General features: G+C 37.2%; 16 protein-coding genes and 1 pseudogene. 8 read left to right on the plus strand and 9 right to left on the minus strand.

Translation table 11 applies throughout. The features are described 5' to 3' along the window. Window positions 1–18 precede the first annotated feature (18 nt). Window positions 19–129 carry a hypothetical protein gene (locus tag H6G44_RS14475; RefSeq protein ID WP_313885306.1) on the plus strand — a complete coding sequence of 37 codons (111 nt, stop codon included), beginning with the start codon at window positions 19–21 and terminating at the stop codon, window positions 127–129. On the opposite strand, the pseudogene H6G44_RS20815 reads toward H6G44_RS14475, so the two are convergent. The 5 genes and pseudogenes from H6G44_RS20815 to H6G44_RS14495 form a co-directional block, all read right to left on the minus strand. Further along, window positions 129–336, minus strand: a pseudogene (locus H6G44_RS20815) (MerR family DNA-binding transcriptional regulator); the annotation flags it as partial. The gene H6G44_RS14475 and the pseudogene H6G44_RS20815 sit on opposite strands and share 1 nt — an antisense overlap. Before the next feature lie 139 nt (window positions 337–475). Next, a complete protein-coding gene (gene hemJ, locus H6G44_RS14480) occupies window positions 476–1,054 on the minus strand; it encodes a protoporphyrinogen oxidase HemJ (RefSeq protein WP_190385175.1) in 579 nt (192 codons plus the stop codon). A gap of 187 nt (window positions 1,055–1,241) precedes the next feature. Beyond that, a complete protein-coding gene (locus tag H6G44_RS14485; protein WP_190385174.1) occupies window positions 1,242–2,093 on the minus strand; it encodes an alpha/beta fold hydrolase in 852 nt (283 codons plus the stop codon). 498 nt (window positions 2,094–2,591) lie between these two features. Further along, window positions 2,592–4,280 (minus strand): potassium channel family protein, encoded by a 1,689-nt coding sequence (locus H6G44_RS14490; RefSeq protein ID WP_190385173.1) that lies wholly within the window; start codon window positions 4,278–4,280, stop codon window positions 2,592–2,594. Between the two features lie 335 nt (window positions 4,281–4,615). Further along, window positions 4,616–5,863, minus strand: coding sequence for an L-lactate MFS transporter (locus H6G44_RS14495; RefSeq protein ID WP_190385172.1), 1,248 nt, complete (start codon window positions 5,861–5,863; stop codon window positions 4,616–4,618). A gap of 181 nt (window positions 5,864–6,044) precedes the next feature. On the opposite strand from H6G44_RS14495, the gene H6G44_RS14500 reads away from it, so the two are divergent. From H6G44_RS14500 to H6G44_RS14515, 4 genes are all read left to right on the plus strand, one after another. Beyond that, a complete protein-coding gene (locus H6G44_RS14500) occupies window positions 6,045–6,683 on the plus strand; it encodes a transaldolase family protein (RefSeq protein ID WP_190385171.1) in 639 nt (212 codons plus the stop codon). Window positions 6,684–7,344: 661 nt separating this feature from the next. Then, on the plus strand, window positions 7,345–8,496 hold the full coding sequence (locus tag H6G44_RS14505; RefSeq protein ID WP_190385170.1) for an alanine--glyoxylate aminotransferase family protein: 1,152 nt from the start codon (window positions 7,345–7,347) through the stop codon (window positions 8,494–8,496). Window positions 8,497–8,652: 156 nt separating this feature from the next. Next, a complete protein-coding gene (locus H6G44_RS14510; protein ID WP_190385169.1) occupies window positions 8,653–8,841 on the plus strand; it encodes a hypothetical protein in 189 nt (62 codons plus the stop codon). 142 nt (window positions 8,842–8,983) lie between these two features. After that, window positions 8,984–10,603, plus strand: a complete 1,620-nt coding sequence (locus H6G44_RS14515) for an RluA family pseudouridine synthase (RefSeq protein WP_190385168.1) — start codon at window positions 8,984–8,986, stop codon at window positions 10,601–10,603. Window positions 10,604–10,612: 9 nt separating this feature from the next. On the opposite strand, the gene H6G44_RS14520 is transcribed toward H6G44_RS14515, so the two are convergent. Then, on the minus strand, window positions 10,613–10,837 hold the full coding sequence (locus H6G44_RS14520; RefSeq protein ID WP_190385167.1) for a hypothetical protein: 225 nt from the start codon (window positions 10,835–10,837) through the stop codon (window positions 10,613–10,615). 419 nt (window positions 10,838–11,256) lie between these two features. On the opposite strand from H6G44_RS14520, the gene H6G44_RS14525 reads away from it, so the two are divergent. Genes H6G44_RS14525 through devC form a run of 3 tightly spaced genes read left to right on the plus strand, consistent with a single transcriptional unit; the run spans window position 11,257 to window position 14,412 of the window. After that, entirely contained in the window at window positions 11,257–11,850 is a 594-nt protein-coding gene (locus H6G44_RS14525) for a TetR/AcrR family transcriptional regulator (protein ID WP_190385166.1), read from the plus strand. Window positions 11,851–11,897: 47 nt separating this feature from the next. Further along, a complete protein-coding gene (locus tag H6G44_RS14530; RefSeq protein ID WP_190385252.1) occupies window positions 11,898–13,187 on the plus strand; it encodes an ABC exporter membrane fusion protein in 1,290 nt (429 codons plus the stop codon). Window positions 13,188–13,233: 46 nt separating this feature from the next. Then, window positions 13,234–14,412 (plus strand): ABC transporter permease DevC, encoded by a 1,179-nt coding sequence (devC, locus tag H6G44_RS14535; protein ID WP_190385165.1) that lies wholly within the window; start codon window positions 13,234–13,236, stop codon window positions 14,410–14,412. Window positions 14,413–14,621: 209 nt separating this feature from the next. Here devC and glgB read toward each other — a convergent pair whose 3' ends face one another. The 3 genes from glgB to H6G44_RS14550 all read right to left on the minus strand — a co-directional run bounded on the left by glgB (window position 14,622) and on the right by H6G44_RS14550 (window position 18,071). Continuing rightward, window positions 14,622–16,913, minus strand: a complete 2,292-nt coding sequence (gene glgB / locus H6G44_RS14540; protein WP_190385164.1) for a 1,4-alpha-glucan branching enzyme — start codon at window positions 16,911–16,913, stop codon at window positions 14,622–14,624. 147 nt (window positions 16,914–17,060) lie between these two features. After that, window positions 17,061–17,375 (minus strand): hypothetical protein, encoded by a 315-nt coding sequence (locus H6G44_RS14545; RefSeq protein ID WP_190385163.1) that lies wholly within the window; start codon window positions 17,373–17,375, stop codon window positions 17,061–17,063. A gap of 27 nt (window positions 17,376–17,402) precedes the next feature. Continuing rightward, on the minus strand, window positions 17,403–18,071 hold the full coding sequence (locus H6G44_RS14550; RefSeq protein ID WP_190385162.1) for a glutathione S-transferase family protein: 669 nt from the start codon (window positions 18,069–18,071) through the stop codon (window positions 17,403–17,405). Window positions 18,072–18,084: the final 13 nt, after the last annotated feature.

Below are 18,084 nucleotides of genomic sequence, written 5' to 3' on the forward strand. Positions count from 1 at the left end.
GATATATATTTACGGGAAATTCAAGCAGCAATAAAGGAGCAAACAGAAATAGATGTAAGTATATCCAGTTTATCTCGAACTCTAAAACGCTTAGATTTAAGACGTAAAAAAAACTTTAGTAGCCAGTGAGCAAAATTAATAGTTATGCGGTCTTCTAACTGGTTAAAATCTCTTGGTGTAATTCTTTTTATGTCTGTTAAATAAAAACGCCTGTGGCCAGTTGGGCTGCGTTCAAACTTCAATTTACCAGCGTCAGCCCATACGCACAGTTTTAACTGAAACGCCAAGTTCTTTAGCAGTATCTCCTATAGAAATCGTCACTTGAGAGTCTTCCATAATTTGTCTATAATTAGGACTACTCTCAATATATAGACTTTCCGTTAGATTTGTCTATTCATGGGTAGAAATTATCTAGCACAAAGAACCCCTTAAATCATTGTTTTTGTTTAGCGCATAAGCAAAAATAAATATAATATTACCCTTCCGGTATTTGATTTAATTCTGCTGTGAGCTTTTCTTGATTGCGTCTGCGGATTTTCGCGTAAAGTTGAATGCTTACAGCCATGAAAATCACTAAACCAAAAATTAGCCAAGCTGTGATATCGGTGGGTAAGTTATTCTTGAATATGGCTAACATGACAATTACAACTAATAATAGCGTTGGTGCTTCATTCAAAGCGCGTAATTTTTGACCACTCCATTTACATTCACCTGCTGCTAACTGCTTCATTAATCTACTACAGTAATAGTGATAGCCAATTAAAATCCCTACAAAACCTAATTTGAAGTGTAACCAAGGTTCTTGTAATAATTCCATGTTGGTAGATAAAATACCAATAGCCATTGCTACTGTTACAAACATACCTGGGGTGGTAATAATATCATAAAGACGCTTTTCCATGATTTGATACTGGTTTTTCAGTATCGTTTTTGCTGGTTCTGGTTCTTGGTCAGCTTCAACGTGGTAAATAAATAACCGCACTAGGTAAAATAACCCCGCAAACCAAACCACAAAACCAATAATATGAAATGCTTTAAACCAAGAATATGCCATGAATTGTAACCTACCTAATTTACAAATGATTGCATCTACTCTTATTATCAGGTAATAGGGATTCCACAGCAAGGATATGGATAGATTAAGAAATGTAAATCTATGTCCGGTTTCACTTGACAATCCTCCTTTTAAAAGACATTCCTATTTATGATCAAGAGGGATAGTAGAAAACACAGGTATATCCCTAATTTGACTCGGAACGGCGGACAAATGGGAGTAAATCTTGTAAAATCACTTCATGATAATGTTCTTGGGGATAATGTCCCACATTGTTTAATTTGATTATCTCACCATTAGCCACAGATTGGACAAAAGTTTCTGCTATATTTATAGATAACCAAGGGTCAATCATCCCCCATTGGACTAAAATAGGTTGTTGCCAGTTTTTAAACCCATTTTCTATTTCTATCATCGCTGTTTCTATCTGTAAATTGCGAATTGTGTTTAGCAGACTTCTCCCAGCAGCAGAACTTTTCAAAAATGGTTTTCTATAAACATCTAAATCTTGATCTTCAATACGGTAACAACTCCCACTTTCTAAGGTTCTATCAACTAACAAAGGATCTTGGGTAATGATATCTCCAGCTAATGGTAAACCCATTTGTTTGATTTTCCAAGGTATTTTTGCCCAAGTGGAAATCGGTGTATTTAAAATAGCGATATTAGCAATCTTTTCTGGATACCGTAATGCGTATTGTAACCCCACTGAACCTAAAAATCCTTGGACAACCAGGGAAAATCTTTCTAATTCTAAAACTTCCACGAATCCTGCTAAAGCTGTGATAAATGCGTCCGGAGTATAAGCAAAATCCTGTTTTTCGGGTTTACCTGAAAATCCATAACCAATCCAGTCCGGTGCGATCGCTCTTGTACCCTGTGCTGCTAAACTAGGAATAACATTTCTCCAACTATAACTTTGAGAAACTATCCCGTGTAACAATAACACAGGAATTAAATCACTTCTACCAATCGGTTCAGCTTCCCGATAAAACCATTCTAAAGAATCTACTGTAATTTTATGTTCTTGAATTGACACGCTATTTTCCTATTTGGGAATACAACAACACTATCTAGGTTCTCCATTATCATCTTATAAATAGGTAACAGATAAACAAATCCCAAAACTACTTTACAAAAATAAAGAAAAAAATTCTCATTTTATGAGTAAAGGTGGTTGACTTGCGCCTGGAAATTTGCTATACTAGTTTCCGATAAGGAAGAACTATCTCACAATAAAAAGTGAATTAAACTCCAATACCTTACCCAAAACTACTTTACAAAAATAAAGAAAAAAATTCTCATTTTATGAGTAAAGGTGGTTGACTTGTGCCTGGAAATTTGCTATACTAGGTTTCGATGAGGAAGAACTATATCACAACAAAAAGTGAATTAAACTCCAATACCTTACCCAAAACTACTTTACAAAAATAAAGAAAAAAATTTGCATTTTATGAGTAAAGGTGGTTGACTTGCGCCTGGAAATTTGCTATACTAGTTTCCGATAAGGAAGAACTATCTCGCAATAAAAAGTGAATTAAGCTCCAATGCCTTTTCCTTCTTCTCGCCATAACTGATTTAACCTAGTCGCAGGCATAGTTAAATACAGCACATCTCCAGGAGAGAGAATAGTTTCTAATAAATCCCAACCTCGTACAGTTTCGTGGTTGATTTCCACATACAAAGGCACGAAATCCGCAAGTTTAGCCACATCTTTCACCCACTCATCACAAAAAGGGTGTATCGGTGTAATTGTGGTTGCAAAAGCCACCCATAAACTATCAGCAATAATCCCATTACCAATAATCCTACCACCCAGAGCAGCGGCAGCAAAAGCGGGAGCAGCTAATTCAGCAGGACTAAAGACAGCTTCAAAATCAAATACCTGTTGTGCCATACCGGCAAAATCAGGATCAGCATAGTTGACAATTACAGGAATTTTGGGAGCTAAAGCCTTAGATTTGAGGGCAATTTCCAAATTAGTCGCATCATTATTAGTAACAGCTAAAACCGCAGTAGCAGTATTGATATTACTAGCCTGTAAAGTAGCCCGAAAACTCGCATCAGCAAGGATCACAGGAATACTCATACCTCTAGCAGTAGTCACATATCTATTATTAGCATCTGTTTCAATGACTACTACTTCATGGCCACTCAGATGCAATTGTTGAACAATTCTAATACCGATACCACTTAAACCACAAATAATATAATGATTTTGTTGGGGAATTCTCGCAGCATCTAAAAATTGTTTTAAGCGACTACCCAGGATAAAATCTGTCAGCATAGCGTACCAAATCCCAATTATTGCAGCCCCAATGAGCATAATTACAACGGTAAATAATTTGATGCTGTCAGGTGCATTTTCTACGACTTTATCATTACCACCAGCCCCTGTAATCATACCTACAGCAAAATATAAAGCATCAATAAAAGACAGACCATGTTTACTAGCAATATAAGTAAAAGTGGATATTAAAATAATTATCAGTAAAGCAATTGCCATGCCTACAACTGATTGGGCGTGTTTCTGAAATTTCCTAATATTAGCAAAAACTTTGACTAGTTTTCTAAATAATGATTTACGTTGGGTACGAATACGGGGTTGAGTGCCAATAATTAAGCGATCTCCTACTCTTAATAATTGTTCTGATAACACCGCAGATACTAAATTCATTTTTCCTTCTACAGCGACATAATAAATTAGCATTCGCGTCGGATCTTCCCATAAATCACTGATTTTTTGGCCTTGCCATGGGTGATTTTCGTGAATATATTCTTCTTGAATTGGCCAAATTTGCTCAAGTAATTTGATTTGGCCAATAGCCCTATTTCCCAAAGCCGCAAAGGTAAATACTGGCGCTGCTAAACCAACAACACTCATACTTAAATGATTTGACAAAGTTTGATCAAGACGTTCACCTAAATTTGTATTATAAAAACGATTAATAATCCGAATTTGGGGATTTAGTACCCGTGCTTGCATCATAATTGATAAATTTACGGCATCATCAGAGGTGGCAATTACTAAGGTATGCGCTTCTGTAATTCCTGCTGCTTCCAAAGTAGAAGCTGCTTGTAACTCACCAACAATTATATTAGTAATATTTTCACCAGCAACAGGTTTCCAATGAATCCCTACTACTAAAGCTCCTTGTTCTCTGAGTAACCGAAAGATTTTATATCCGGTACGTCCTAAGCCACACACAATAATTCGAGGTTTCATAAAACCGCAACATAAAATTTATATAAATGGCTAAATATAGCAAGTGACTGGGGACTGGGTTAAAAGTCTATTTGTAGAGTTTTATTATCAGTTAATGTCCTACGCTATCCCTATTCTTGCTTAACTAATGGGATCATAACTGTAACTGAACACACGATCTTTATATATAGGGTTACTATTGAATTTTTGAACATATAGTTATGGTGAACATTGCTCACAGATAGAGAATTGAAATTATAAAATTAAAAATAATTAGAAAATGTACACAATCATCCAACATCCCTCTGACTAATGTAGAAAACATAAGTGAAGAGGGGATGTCGAAAATGAACAAATTATTGGACTAAATCAGCATTACTAGAGGTGCGTTTCAGCATGAAGACAGCTACAATAATTCCCACAATTGCTAATCCCGCAGTTGGATAAAAGAAATTAGTATAACTGCCAAAAATGTCTCTAATTTTGCCAGCTAATAAGGTTCCACCCAAAGCCCCCATACCGTAAGCAGTGAAGACAATACCGTAATTTTTAGCGTAGTCTTGTGATTGAAAGATGATTAAAGTGGAAGTAGGAGCGATCGCTAACCAGCCCCCCAAAGCTAAGTAAAATAGCGAAAAGGCGACTATATAAGTGAGTACATTGCCCTCAACCGCACTCAGCATCATAATTGAACCAATCAAAATTAAAACAAAGGACACAATTGCCCCCAGTTTTGGCGTAAATTTGTCTGTGAACCACCCAAAAAACAAGCGTCCTACACCGTTAAACACAGCAAACAGAGAAACCGTATTTGCGGCTGTTGCTGCATCCAATTTAATAATTTCCTGTGCTAGAGGACTAGAAATACCAATGGCGGCCAGTCCCGCAAAAGAACCAATGGTATAGCACAACCACAATCCGTAAAAACTGGAAGTCTGAAAAATTGATCCTGACGTTGTTGTGTTAGAATTGCCTTGAACAACTACAGGTGGATTCCATCCTACTGGTTGCCAACCTGGAGGAGGAGTTGTGAGGACAGCAGAAATAGCCGTAATAATAGCAGCAAAAGCAATACCTAAAATTACAAAAGTTTGCTGAACTCCAAAACCATCTATCAAAAATTTTGCCAAAGGTGCAGTAATTAAAGGTGACAAACCAAATCCAATTACAGTGGCACCAACCGCTAAACCTTTTTTATCGGGAAACCACTTAGCTACCACAGCTAAGGGTACACCATAAGTAATACCCACACCCATACCAGCAATTACACCATAGGTAATAGTTAGTGTGGGAATATTGCCACCCAAACTAGAGAGAATATAACCTAGTGCCGTAATTAACCCACCAACACCTGTAATCAGACGAGTATCAAAACGATTGATATAAAAACCAGTGATTGGCATTAAAATTGCAAACACAACCAATAGCACTGTAAATGGTAATAGGCTATCAGTTGCACCCACATTGAGAAGTTTTTCCAAAGGTTTTCTAAAAATACTCCAAGAATACACTGTACCTAAGCACAGTAGTATCGTTATACTCAGGGGTATAAGTAACCATCGCCCTTTTTCCGCAGGCATACCAAACAGTTGTATTTTTTCCATCTATGTGTTACGTAAAGTGAATATATAATTTTTTGCAGTATCTCATTTTTTGACTAGATTGACGGAAATGTTTTTGTATTTTTCCTGTGTTAACCTACTTAATTACATTATAAACGATTTAATAATAATGACATGATGAAGTGCTGTAAAGTAATCCAGGTAGGAATTTATCAGGATGATTATGGCGTTTTATTTAGATTCAGCTATTACCGCAGAAGCCGAAATCGTTAAACATTGGGGTTGGGTTACAGGTATCACCACCAACCCCACATTATTGGCGCAAGCTAACACCCCTCCAGAAACTACGCTCAAAACCTTAGTTTCCTTGACTTCGGGTCCTGTATATTACCAACTCCTCGCTTCAAATCAGCAGAAAATGATCGCCGAAGGGAGAAAGGCCTTTGAAATTATTGGTTCTCAAACTATCTTAAAAATTCCCGCCACCCCTCTAGGTTTTGAGGTGGTAGCTATCCTTTCCTCAGAAATTACCTGCTCTGTTACCGGTATTTACAGCCCCACCCAAGCCGCTGTGGCTAAAGAAGCAGGGGCAAAAATCGCCATAGCCTATGTCAACCGGGCTGAACGCTTGTTAGGAGACGGTATTGCTTTGGTACGAGATATGGCCAGTGTTCTCAAGGGCAGTGATGTAGAAATCTTAGCAGCTAGTATCAAGTCACCAGCCGCCGCCGCCGCTTCTCTTCAAGCCGGGGCAAATCATCTCACTTTACCTTTGGCAATGTTGCAAGCCATAGCTACCCATGAATTTTCTGATCAAACTGTTGCTGATTTTGCGGCTGGAGGAATTGGTTTAACAATTTAACTTGATATAGCCTCAATGCTATATAGAGAAAACTATTAGTGAACTAATGAAGGGTTTCACCCCTCATCCTTAAAACCTTGATTTTACATACTCAAAATATTTTGAAATCGTCTTTATAGTTATAGGTTAACTACCTGAAAACCTTTTGAAGTCAAGTCATATTAGGGATGCTGGGTCAGACCCCCTATTAATTATTTTGGGAAAATATAGCCCAAAACTGTTACAGATAAACAAATAAAAAGAATTTAAAAATAAATGCCAAATTGGCAACCATCATGAAAAGAACCAAGTTAAATTATATGAGACAAGGAAAAGCAAGGGATTTGTTAAAAGAGCGAATCAATTAACAAAAGGTTCTTGTGTAAGTTGTCTAAAAAATAAATAGAATTAGTATTTGCTGCATAGGAACACCTGCTAAAGTATAGACGTTATCGTTAACCTGCAAATTACCCCCCCCCGATTAACGGTTCTCGTCTGTATGAATAAAATTCCTAATCGCTTCAGCAGCAAATGGTAGAGTGGGAGAGAAAGGCGCTTGGTAATGCCTCCTCCCACTCTCATTTTTTCTGGGTACTTTTGGTTAATTTGTCAAAAACCAATAAAATCTATTAAACAGCAACTTTGTTATGCGATTAATCACAACTATATCTCACATAAGTTTATGACATCTACAATTTCCATCAATAATAGTCAGCATCTAGGACTAGAACCCCTAGATATCCCCCACCGTCTATTACTCGGTCCTGGTCCTTCTAACGCCCATCCAGAGGTATTACAGGCGATGAATACCACACCCTTAGGGCATTTAGATCCGGCTTTTTTAACTCTGATGGATGAGATTCAATCTCTGTTACGCTATGTATGGCAAACGGAAAACCCCCATACTATCGCTGTCAGTGGCACGGGTACAGCAGCAATGGAGGCCTCTCTAGCTAATGCCGTAGAACCGGGTGATGTGGTATTAATTGGTGTGGCAGGTTATTTCGGTAATCGTTTGGTAGATATGGCGGGCAGATATGGCGCAGATGTAAGAACTATTACTAAGCCTTGGGGACAAGTTTTCAATTTAGAGGAAATTAGCGCCGCAGTAGCTACCCATAAACCGACGATTTTAGCTTTAGTTCATGCAGAAACTTCCACCGGTGCTCGTCAACCTTTGGAAGGTGTGGGTGAGTTGTGTCGTCAGCATGGTACGTTATTATTGGTGGATACCGTGACTAGTTTAGGTGGTGTTCCCATCTTGTTGGATGATTGGGGTGTTGATTTGGCTTATAGTTGTAGTCAAAAAGGCTTAGGTTGCTCTCCAGGTGCGTCACCATTTACCATGAGTGGGCAAGCAATGGAGAAGTTACACAAACGGCAATCTAAGGTGGCAAACTGGTATTTAGATATGACATTGTTGAGGAAATATTGGGGTACTGAACGCACATATCACCACACCGCACCAATTAATTTATATTATGGTTTACGGGAAGCTCTGCGTTTGCTGGCAGAAGAAGGTTTAGCAAATTGTTGGCAACGTCATCAAAAGAATGTAGAATATCTTTGGGAAGGATTGGAAGATATGGGGTTAAAAATGCACGTTGAGAAGCAATACAGGCTACCAACTTTAACTACTGTCTGTATTCCTGAAGGCGTAAATGGTAAATTAGTTGCACGCCAATTATTACTTGAGCATAATATTGAGATTGGTGGCGGTTTGGGCGAATTAGCGGGTAAGGTTTGGCGTGTGGGTTTAATGGGTTTTAATAGTCGTCCTGAAAGTGTGGATAAGCTAATAGCCGCCCTGGGAACAATGATATCTAATAATTAATTCCTTTGTGGTTGGGCTGAAGCCTTACATGATGTTTGAAAAGTCATGATTGATCTATCAAATATTTTGACGAGAATTTGTACTTCTTGTATGTTGAATTCAGGAAGTTGGAGAAATTACCTCAATTTTCGGTATAAATTAAAAGGGGTATCTGTCATGAAAGAATACATGAGTATTTTAGAGGGATTAGTCGAGCAGTTGACACTAGCTGCAATTTTAGAAATGCTAGAACGGATATGCCATAAAAAGGCGGAAAATCTCAGAACTCACTGGAATGATGAAGAATCAGCAAAGTTGTGGGAGAAAGCAGCTAGACAGATAGAAAATATCAATGTTGATATTTAAATTTTAGGAAAACAAATTGCTCCTAATTGATGGTTATTTTCAGTTAATGGAAATAACCAATTCTTAATTTTGTAGATAGATAATTACCCTAAAAAACAGCTTTAACAAAAATTTATTACTTATATTATACTCTATATATTTTATGACTCTTCTGCATCCAATTTCAGACTTTATCAAATCTGATTTAATCATTTCTTCTGCACCTCCTAACTATTATTATCAAGGAAAATGTCCCCAAACTGGTGAAATACTAAGATTACCTCGTACCCCTTTAGCTGAAGATATAGCTAATAGTCTCATGCAACAATTTGAGCAAAATCACCTTTATTTCTATGAGGGAAAAATGTATGGTATTTTATTAGTTGAATTACCCAATGGTGAACAAAGAATTATTAAAGCTTTTTCTGGTTTATTAAATGGTCATGGTATGGTTTTAGGCTGGGTTTCACCTATTCCTGGAAGGGAGGAAGTAGCTTTATTAGAAAATGAGATTTTAGCAAAATTAGAAACTATTAAAAAACAGATAATTAATCTTCAAGAAATTACTGAAAGACAAACATATCAAACTCTCTCCGATCAATATATCGAAGAATTACAAGCTATTAGTTTCCATCATCATTATAGCAAACTACAACGACAGGAACAAAGGCAAGAATTTGATCAAATTCTTACAGGTGAATCTCTAAAAATTGCCCTGGAAAAACTGGAAGCAGAAAGCCGTCAACAGGGAATTGAACGCCGAAATATTAAACGCCGTCAAAATGAAGTTTTACAACCTTTAAAGGCTATTATAGCCGCTGCTGATAGGAAAATTATCGAACTCAAACAACAACGTAAACAACTATCTCGCCAATTACAAACAGAAATGCACGCTGCATATAGTTTAACTAATTTTTATGGACAATCTCTATCTTTACAGCAATTATTACCAGGAGGAACACCAACTGGAACGGGGGAATGTTGCGCTCCTAAATTATTACATTATGCAGCTACTCATAAATTAAAACCTTTAGCAATGGCTGAATTTTGGTGGGGTAATTCTTCTATAGAAAATAAAGTTTCTGGAGAATTTTATGGTGCTTGTTTAGAAAGATGTCAGCCATTAATGGGATTTTTATTGTCAGGATTAAAGCCAAATAAACCAGAAATAATTTATGAGGATAAATGGCTAATTGTAGTTAATAAATCATCAGGATTATTGTCTGTTCCTGGTCGTTATTCTCATAATCAAGATAGTGTGATTAGTCGTTTACGTTATTTATATAATCAAGAAATAATGGCGATACATCGTTTAGATCAAGATACTTCTGGGATTTTATTAATAGCTAAAGATGTAGTTACTTGTTCTCAATTAAGTCAACAATTTCAACAAAGACAAATTCATAAAGTTTATGAAGCTTTGCTTACAGGTTCTCTAGCTATTAATGAAGGTGAAATTAATTTACCTTTATGGGGAAATCCTGATTATCGTCCTTATCAAGAAGTGGATTTATCACGAGGTAAACCTAGTTTAACTCACTTCCGCGTTATGAACAGAGAAGGAAATTATACCCGTGTTGAATTTGTGCCTTTGACTGGACGTACTCATCAATTACGGGTTCATGCTGCTGACAAGAGAGGACTGGGAATGACGATTTTAGGGGATAAACTCTATGGTTGTTTGAAGAGTGTCAGTAGATTATATTTACACGCAAGGGAGTTGAGTTTTTATCATCCCCAGCTAGGAAAAATATTACACTTACAGGTAAAAACACCGTTTTAATTATTATTATTAATAAAGCTGTTGTGCAAATTGGAAAAAGCCTTGTAATGCACCTATACCGTAAGCGGATTGTAGATAACCAAAGGTTGTGGCATTAGCTCCAAACTTTACATTAACTAAGGCTGCAACACCGATGATAATGGGACCTAGCATCGCAAAATTAATCATTGCTATGAGTAACAGGCTAATGCGAATTGCAGTCCGTGTCCAGGCATACGTTAAACCTAAACTCACCTGTTAAAGCTTGTTCCTCTGGTTCAGTTGTCAGAGGTTGACGACGACGAGTCCGCACTAGGTATATGAACAAACTACCAAAGGCAAATATAAGTGTATTGATTGCAAAAGCAACTGAATCCAATGTATTTAATGCTTTAAGCTTGTTCATATTTGATTAGATGAGACGATAGTATTATAATTTATGTGTTTCACTATGTCAATATTAATATCCAATAATTTCCATTTATTTTAGTGATAGAAGGACTACTTGCAGTCTGTTCAAAAAGCATCACAAATTATCTCAAAATCATGTTTGAGTCTGTCAATACGTAAGTCCTATTGAATTAATCTGAATTTGTAAAAATATATTGACAAACACTTTAGGTTTATTATATTATTTAATATAACGAGCGTTCGATATAAAGACGATAGCTGTTATGCCAAAAATTGTTAATCATGAACAATACCGTAAAGAATTACTCGGTAAATGTTTTAATTTGTTTGCTGAAAAAGGCTATGCAGCGATTACTATGCGCCAGATTTCTGCGAGTTTAAAGGTTTCCACAGGTACGCTATATCATTATTTTCCCAACAAACAAGCTTTGTTTGAACAATTGGTGGAAGAAATTAGTCAGCAGGATATCATTACAGCTTTAACAGAATTTGGAGGAAAAAATAACTTATTAGAATTGATGGCAGCTTTGGGTCGATATCTTGTTAGAAATGAGGATTACTTAATTAAATGGACTTACCTATGGGTTGATTTTTGTCAACATCAAGACTCAAAAATAATGCTAACTAATAGCACTGTTTTTAAACGTGCTAATCAACGATGTCAGCAGTTAGCTTGTGATTTATTAGGTGTTCGAGACGTGGTATTAGCGTCTTTTGTTTTGAGTTTTGTAAATGGTGTGGTTTTAGAGAAATTATGGGGTAATGAGAATATTGATTTCTCTGAACAGTGTCAGCTTTTAGGAGAAATGATTGTAGCCTATTTACGACAAAAAAACGACTTTAAAGTTAGTATTTAAGCATCAATAAATGTAAAGAAATTTGTTTTGTCACTTTGGGAATTATGATGAGTTATAAACTGTTGTTTAAACCTAAAAATCAAGGGTTAATTGCTTTAATAGTTGCGGCCACTGCGATAACAGGAGGAATTGCTATTTATGGGATTTCTAACTTTGGAAAAGTGGAAAAATCTTCTGTAATTGAAGCAAAACCAATTGTCCCAATTTCGCCAATGGTGACTGCTTTAGGAAGATTAGAACCGGAAACGGAAATAATTAAATTATCTGCACCTTTAGCATTAGATGGCGATCGCATTTCTGAACTATTAGTTAAAGAAAGTGATAATGTTAAAATGGGTCAAGTAATTGCCGTTTTACAATCTCGTGATCTGTTAGAAAATGCCCTAATTCAAAGTCAGAAACAGGTGAAAGTTGCCCAAGCTAAATTACAACAAATTAAGGCTGGTGCTAAATCAGGAGAAATTGCCGCACAGCAAGCAATTATTGAGAGAATTAAAGCTCAATATGTAGGAGATAAACAAGCCCAACAGGAAAATATTGCTCGGATATCAGCCCAATGGGAAGGTGATAGAATCGCCCAAACAGCAACTATTAATAAATTAATAGCAGAATTAAAAAATGCAGAAGCAGAATATCAACGCTATCAACAGTTATTTTCTGAAGGAGTAATTTCTAATTCTGTAATTGATAGTAAACGTTTAAATGTAGAAACCGCAAAACAAATATTAAATGAATCTCAAGCGGTTCTCAAACGGATTAATACCACCGCAAATAAACAATTAGCAGAAGCTAAAATTGCCCTAAATCGTATTAATAATACTAGCAATAAAGAAATTAGTGAAGCTAAGGCTAAACTTAATAGTATTGCCGAAATTCGTCCCGTTGATATAGAATTAGCCAGAACAGAAGTAGATAGTGCGATCGCTAATTTGCAACGTGCAAAAACCGAACTACAAGCAGCTTATATTCGCGCTCCTATGACGGGACAAATTATTAAAATTCATGCCCGTGTTGGTGAAAAAATTGATAATTCAGGGGTGGCTGACTTTGCTCAAACTAAGACAATGATGGCAGTAGCAGAAGTTTATCAAACAGATATTAGTAAGATAAAATTAGGACAAAAAGCCACAATTACCAGTCAAGGATTTACAGGAGAATTAAAAGGTATAGTCCAACAAATTGGGTTACAAGTCAAGCGCCAAAACGTCTTTGGTGATCAACCCGGAGAAAACTTAGATGGTCGAATTATTGAAGTAAAAATCCGCCTAAATCCTGAAGATAGTAAACGAGTTTCTGGCTTAACTAACTTACAAGTCCAAACAGCAATTAAATTGTAATTTACATTGTAAATTCCTTACCATAAAGGTGCAAAAAATAAAAATCATGATTAATATATTTCGGAAAACGCCCCTAGCTTGGCGACAATTAATGAAAGAAAAAACGCGGCTAGTGATTGCAGTATCGGGAATTGCCTTTGCTGATCTACTAATATTTATTCAAATGGGTTTTGAAAGTGCATTATTTGATTCTGCTATCAAACCTCATCGTAATTTACAAGCTGATTTAGTTTTAATTAATCCGCAATTTCAAACTCTATTTTCAGTTAAAAGTTTTTCTAGAGAAAGACTTTATCAAGCATTAAGTTATGAAGGTGTAAAATCAGTTAGCTCTATTTACATTGGTACGGGACAATGGCGTAATCCTCAAACAAAACTTGATCGATCTATTTTAGTTTGGGGTGTAGATCCAGCTACACCTGGTTTAAAGTTTCCTGAAGTTCAAGCTAATAAAGATTATCTCAAACAATTAAATCAAGTTTTGTTTGATGAAGCTAGTCGTCCAGAATATGGAGAAATTGGGAAAATTTTTCGAGAAACAGGAAAATTTAATGCTGAATTAAACGGAAAAAATCTGAATATTAAAGGTTTATTTCAAAATGGTGCTTCCTTTGCTTCTGATGGTAATGTTGTCACTAGTGATTCTACTTTTCTGCAATTATTTCCTACTCGCAAACCTGATCAAATTGAAGTTGGTTTAATTACTCTCAAACCTGGTGTAGATATTGAAAAAATCAAAGCCAAATTGAAAATAGGATTAAATTCAGATCCTCAAAATCCTTTTGTGGAAGTTGGGACTCCAGAAACATTTGCTCAAAAGGAAAAGGATTATTGGGCTAATGGTACAGGTATTGGTTTTATTTTTGGTTTGGGTGTGATTGTCGGTTTCATTGTTGGTATTGTCATTGTTTATCAAATCCTTTATTCTGATGTTTCTGATCACTTACCAGAATACGCGACTCTTAAAGCAATGGGTTACACTGATAATTATCTTTTGCTAGTTTTATTACAAGAAGCATTGTTATTAGCTGTATTTGGTTATTTACCTGCATTTTTGCTATCTTTTGGCATATATCAATTAACTTTTACTGCGACTCTTTTACCCATAGCTATGAAATTAGATCGGGCAATTAATGTTTTTATCTTAACAATAATTATGTGTACTTTTTCCGGTGCAATTGCTATGCAAAAACTCCGTTCTGCAGATCCTGCGGACATTTTTTAAACTTATAATTGTCAAAGGTAAAAAGCAAAGAACTATTACCTGTGCTGACTTCTGCTCACACATTCAATTCAAAATATCTCTTAGTTTTAGCTCAAATTAACTCCACCACCGGCGTTAAAAGTTTGCCCCTTTAATTCCTCTAAACTACAAATCTGGATATCAATTAGGTCTAACAAACACATAGGGTGAGCATTGCCCACCCTACAGGATTATTCTATTACCTGTGCGGACTTCTGTTTATCCAACTTGAGCATCAACACACCCAAAGGAGGTAAACACAAATCCAAGGAATAAGCACGATTGTGCAAAGACCAATCATCAGTCCACTTACCACCTAAATTGCCCATATTACTACCGCCATACTGACGAGCATCACTATTGAACAACTCAGTGTAGAAACCCTTTTCAGGAACACCAATACGGTAGTGAGAATGAGGTTGAGGGGTAAAATTACAAACCACAATCATAAAACTATCAGAATTCTTGTCACGACGGACAAAGGAAACCACACTATGGCGATTGTCAGTACAATCAATCCACTCAAACCCCGCTTGATCAAAATCTTGAGTGTATAAAGCTGGTTCAGAACGGTAAAAATGGTTAAGAGACTGGAAAAAATCCTTCAACTGTCGGTGTGGTTCAAACTGTAAAAGATGCCATTCCAAATCAGCCCAAGCATTCCACTCACTCCACTGACCAAATTCCATACTCATAAACATGGTTTTCTTGCCAGGGTGAGCGAACATATAAGTAAACAAACAACGGATATTAGCTAACTTCTGCCATTCATCACCAGGCATTTTCCCGATGATATTACTCTTACCATGTACCACCTCATCGTGGGACAGAGCTAACATGAAGTTCTCACTGTGGTTATACCACATACTAAAGGTAATGTTGTTTTGATGGAACTGACGAAACCAAGGGTCCATGCTGAAGTAATCCAGCATATCATGCATCCAGCCCATGTTCCATTTTAAGTTAAAGCCCAATCCGCCCGTATACGTAGGCCAAGATACCATTGGCCAAGATGTAGACTCTTCCGCAATAGACAGTACACCGGGATAATAACCAAACAACAAGCTATTAACTTGACGTAAAAAATCTGCCGCTTCTAAATTTTCTCGACCACCGTATTCGTTAGGTAACCATTCTCCTGCTTCTCGGCAATAGTCCAGGTAGAGCATAGAAGCAACCGCATCAACACGAATACCGTCAATGTGGTATTTATCAAACCAGAACAGAGCATTAGCTACCAAGAAATTACGGACTTCATGGCGATTGTAGTTAAAGACTAAAGTTCCCCATTCCTTATGTTCACCTTTGCGGGAATCAGCGTGTTCATACAAGTGACTACCATCAAAGAAGGCTAAACCATGGCCATCTTTAGGGAAGTGACCGGGAACCCAGTCTACAATTACACCAATGCCATTTTTATGACATTCATCCACAAAATACATCAAGTCTTCGGGTGTACCAAAACGGGAAGTAGGCGCGAAATAACCAGTCACTTGATAACCCCAGGAACCATCAAAGGGATGTTCAGCAATTGGTAGCAGTTCTAAATGAGTATATCCCAATTTCTTGACGTAGGGAATGAGTTTATCAGCTAGTTCCCGATAAGTCAGAAATCGTGAATTGGGTTTTAGTTCGGAAACGACAACCACAGGTTCGGTGTCCCCATTTAGCAATTTAGCAGGTTCAGCACTAGCAGCGTGTAACCAAGACCCTAAATGTACCTCATACACGGAAATAGGTTCACTCAAGGGGTCAGTGTGTCGCCGTTTTTCCAGCCAGTCCGCATCATTCCACTTGTAGGAATTTAAGTCAGTAACAATAGATGCTGTTTTCGGACGTGGTTCTTGTTGAAACCCGTAAGGATCAGATTTTTCGTAAATATGTCCTTCAAAGTTTTTGATTTCGTATTTGTAATTTTCTCCTACACCGATTTCGGGAATAAATAATTCCCAAACCCCTGTGTGTCCTTTCCGCATTTGGTGTTTGCGTCCATCCCACAGGTTAAAATCTCCCAATAAAGAGACATTGCGGGCATTGGGAGCCCAAACAGCAAAATAAACACCTTTAACACCATCTACCTCTGTCGGGTGCGCTCCCAATTTCTCATAAATGCGGTGATGGTTGCCCTCACTAAATAAATGTAGATCAAATTCTGTTAAGTGGGCAGAACGGAAAGCGTAGGGATCATTAACCACCCGTTCATGTTCTCCTTCTTGAATGCGTAACTGATAATTTTTCAGTTCTGCGGTTTCAATGGTGCATTCAAAAAAATGAGGATTATGCACTGTGTCCATTGGATATTCTTTCCGTTCTTCTGGAACTACTACATAAGCAGCACTGGCATTTGGTAGGTAGGCTCGCACAGCCCATACAGTTTTACCATTTTGTTCGATGAGATGAGAACCCAGAATTTCAAAGGGATCGTGATGTTGATTTCCAACAATCCGATTAACCTGTTCGGGGGCGACTGTGGTTGTAGACATGAAGCTACCTATGTGGTATATGGGGATTAACTAAATCTATTTTTTATCTATGTTATATTCTCACATCTTTGTCGCCACTGTAAGTTGTCAGTTTTCAGTTGTCAGTTGTCGGAAAGAAATTCCTCCCCAACCTCCCCTGTTCCCCCCTCAAAGACTTAAAAACGGGAAAAGTTGTAATAATGTTTTACGTAATTGCAGCAAAAATACCTTTTCACGTATACCCGAAGCTAAACGTGGTGGTGGACTTGTTTGTATTTGTGCTTGCAATTCGGCATATTCTGCGGGTGTAATAATTTTACCATCAATGGGCGATCGCGCTACTAGAATAATCTCCGTCCTTAATATCTCCTCTGGTATATCCTCCGGTGGAGGTAATGCCCTCACAGCTTTACTACCATGACCACTTAACCCCACCAAAATACTAACAGTAACGCTCAAAATAACAAACAGTATACGTTTCATCCTAACTCCTAACTCCCGCTCTAATTTCTAGAGTCCTGGTGGTAATGGTTCATTACATAGCTCGTGAATATGAGTAATTCGGGTAAAAATCTGTGGATATTGCTGACGATAATCAGGAATCAATGCTAAAGGACTCAACAAAGCCGCTGCCGTAATATCAGCTATACTCAAGCGACTACCCACTAAATAATCACTTTTTTGCCAATACATAGACAACACTAACAAAGCATTAGCGAGTCTTTTTCGCGCCAATTCTACGCTAGTATCATTAATACCATATTGTTTTCTGACTACTTTAATTACCACTTGACTAAACAGCGAAGGGTCAATAGCTTTACCAACACCTGCGCGAAAGTGATAATATATAAACCTAGTCGCTGTGCCTATACTTTCATCTAACCAATCTTCTAACATCGCAGCTTGATTTTGGTGTTCTGAATTGGGTAAAAATAAAGCAGGTTCGGGTTGATAACTTTCTAAAAATCTAAAAATTTCTGTAGAATCGGCAACCGCTTGGGGTTGTCCGACAATTTCGGGTAATAGCACAGGTAGTGTAGTTAACCCCGTTAAAGGCTTCACTTTCACAATATGCAGCCCTGGAGTGAGATTTTCCCTGTGATAACTAATTCCCTTATAACCTAATGCCAATCTGGCCTTGCGACAATAATGAGATGTACTAAATTGCAGTAACAGCATACATTAATATTAA

The organism is Aphanizomenon flos-aquae FACHB-1287, assembly GCF_014698755.1.
GTDB classification, from domain to species: Bacteria; Cyanobacteriota; Cyanobacteriia; order Cyanobacteriales; family Nostocaceae; genus Dolichospermum; species Dolichospermum flosaquae.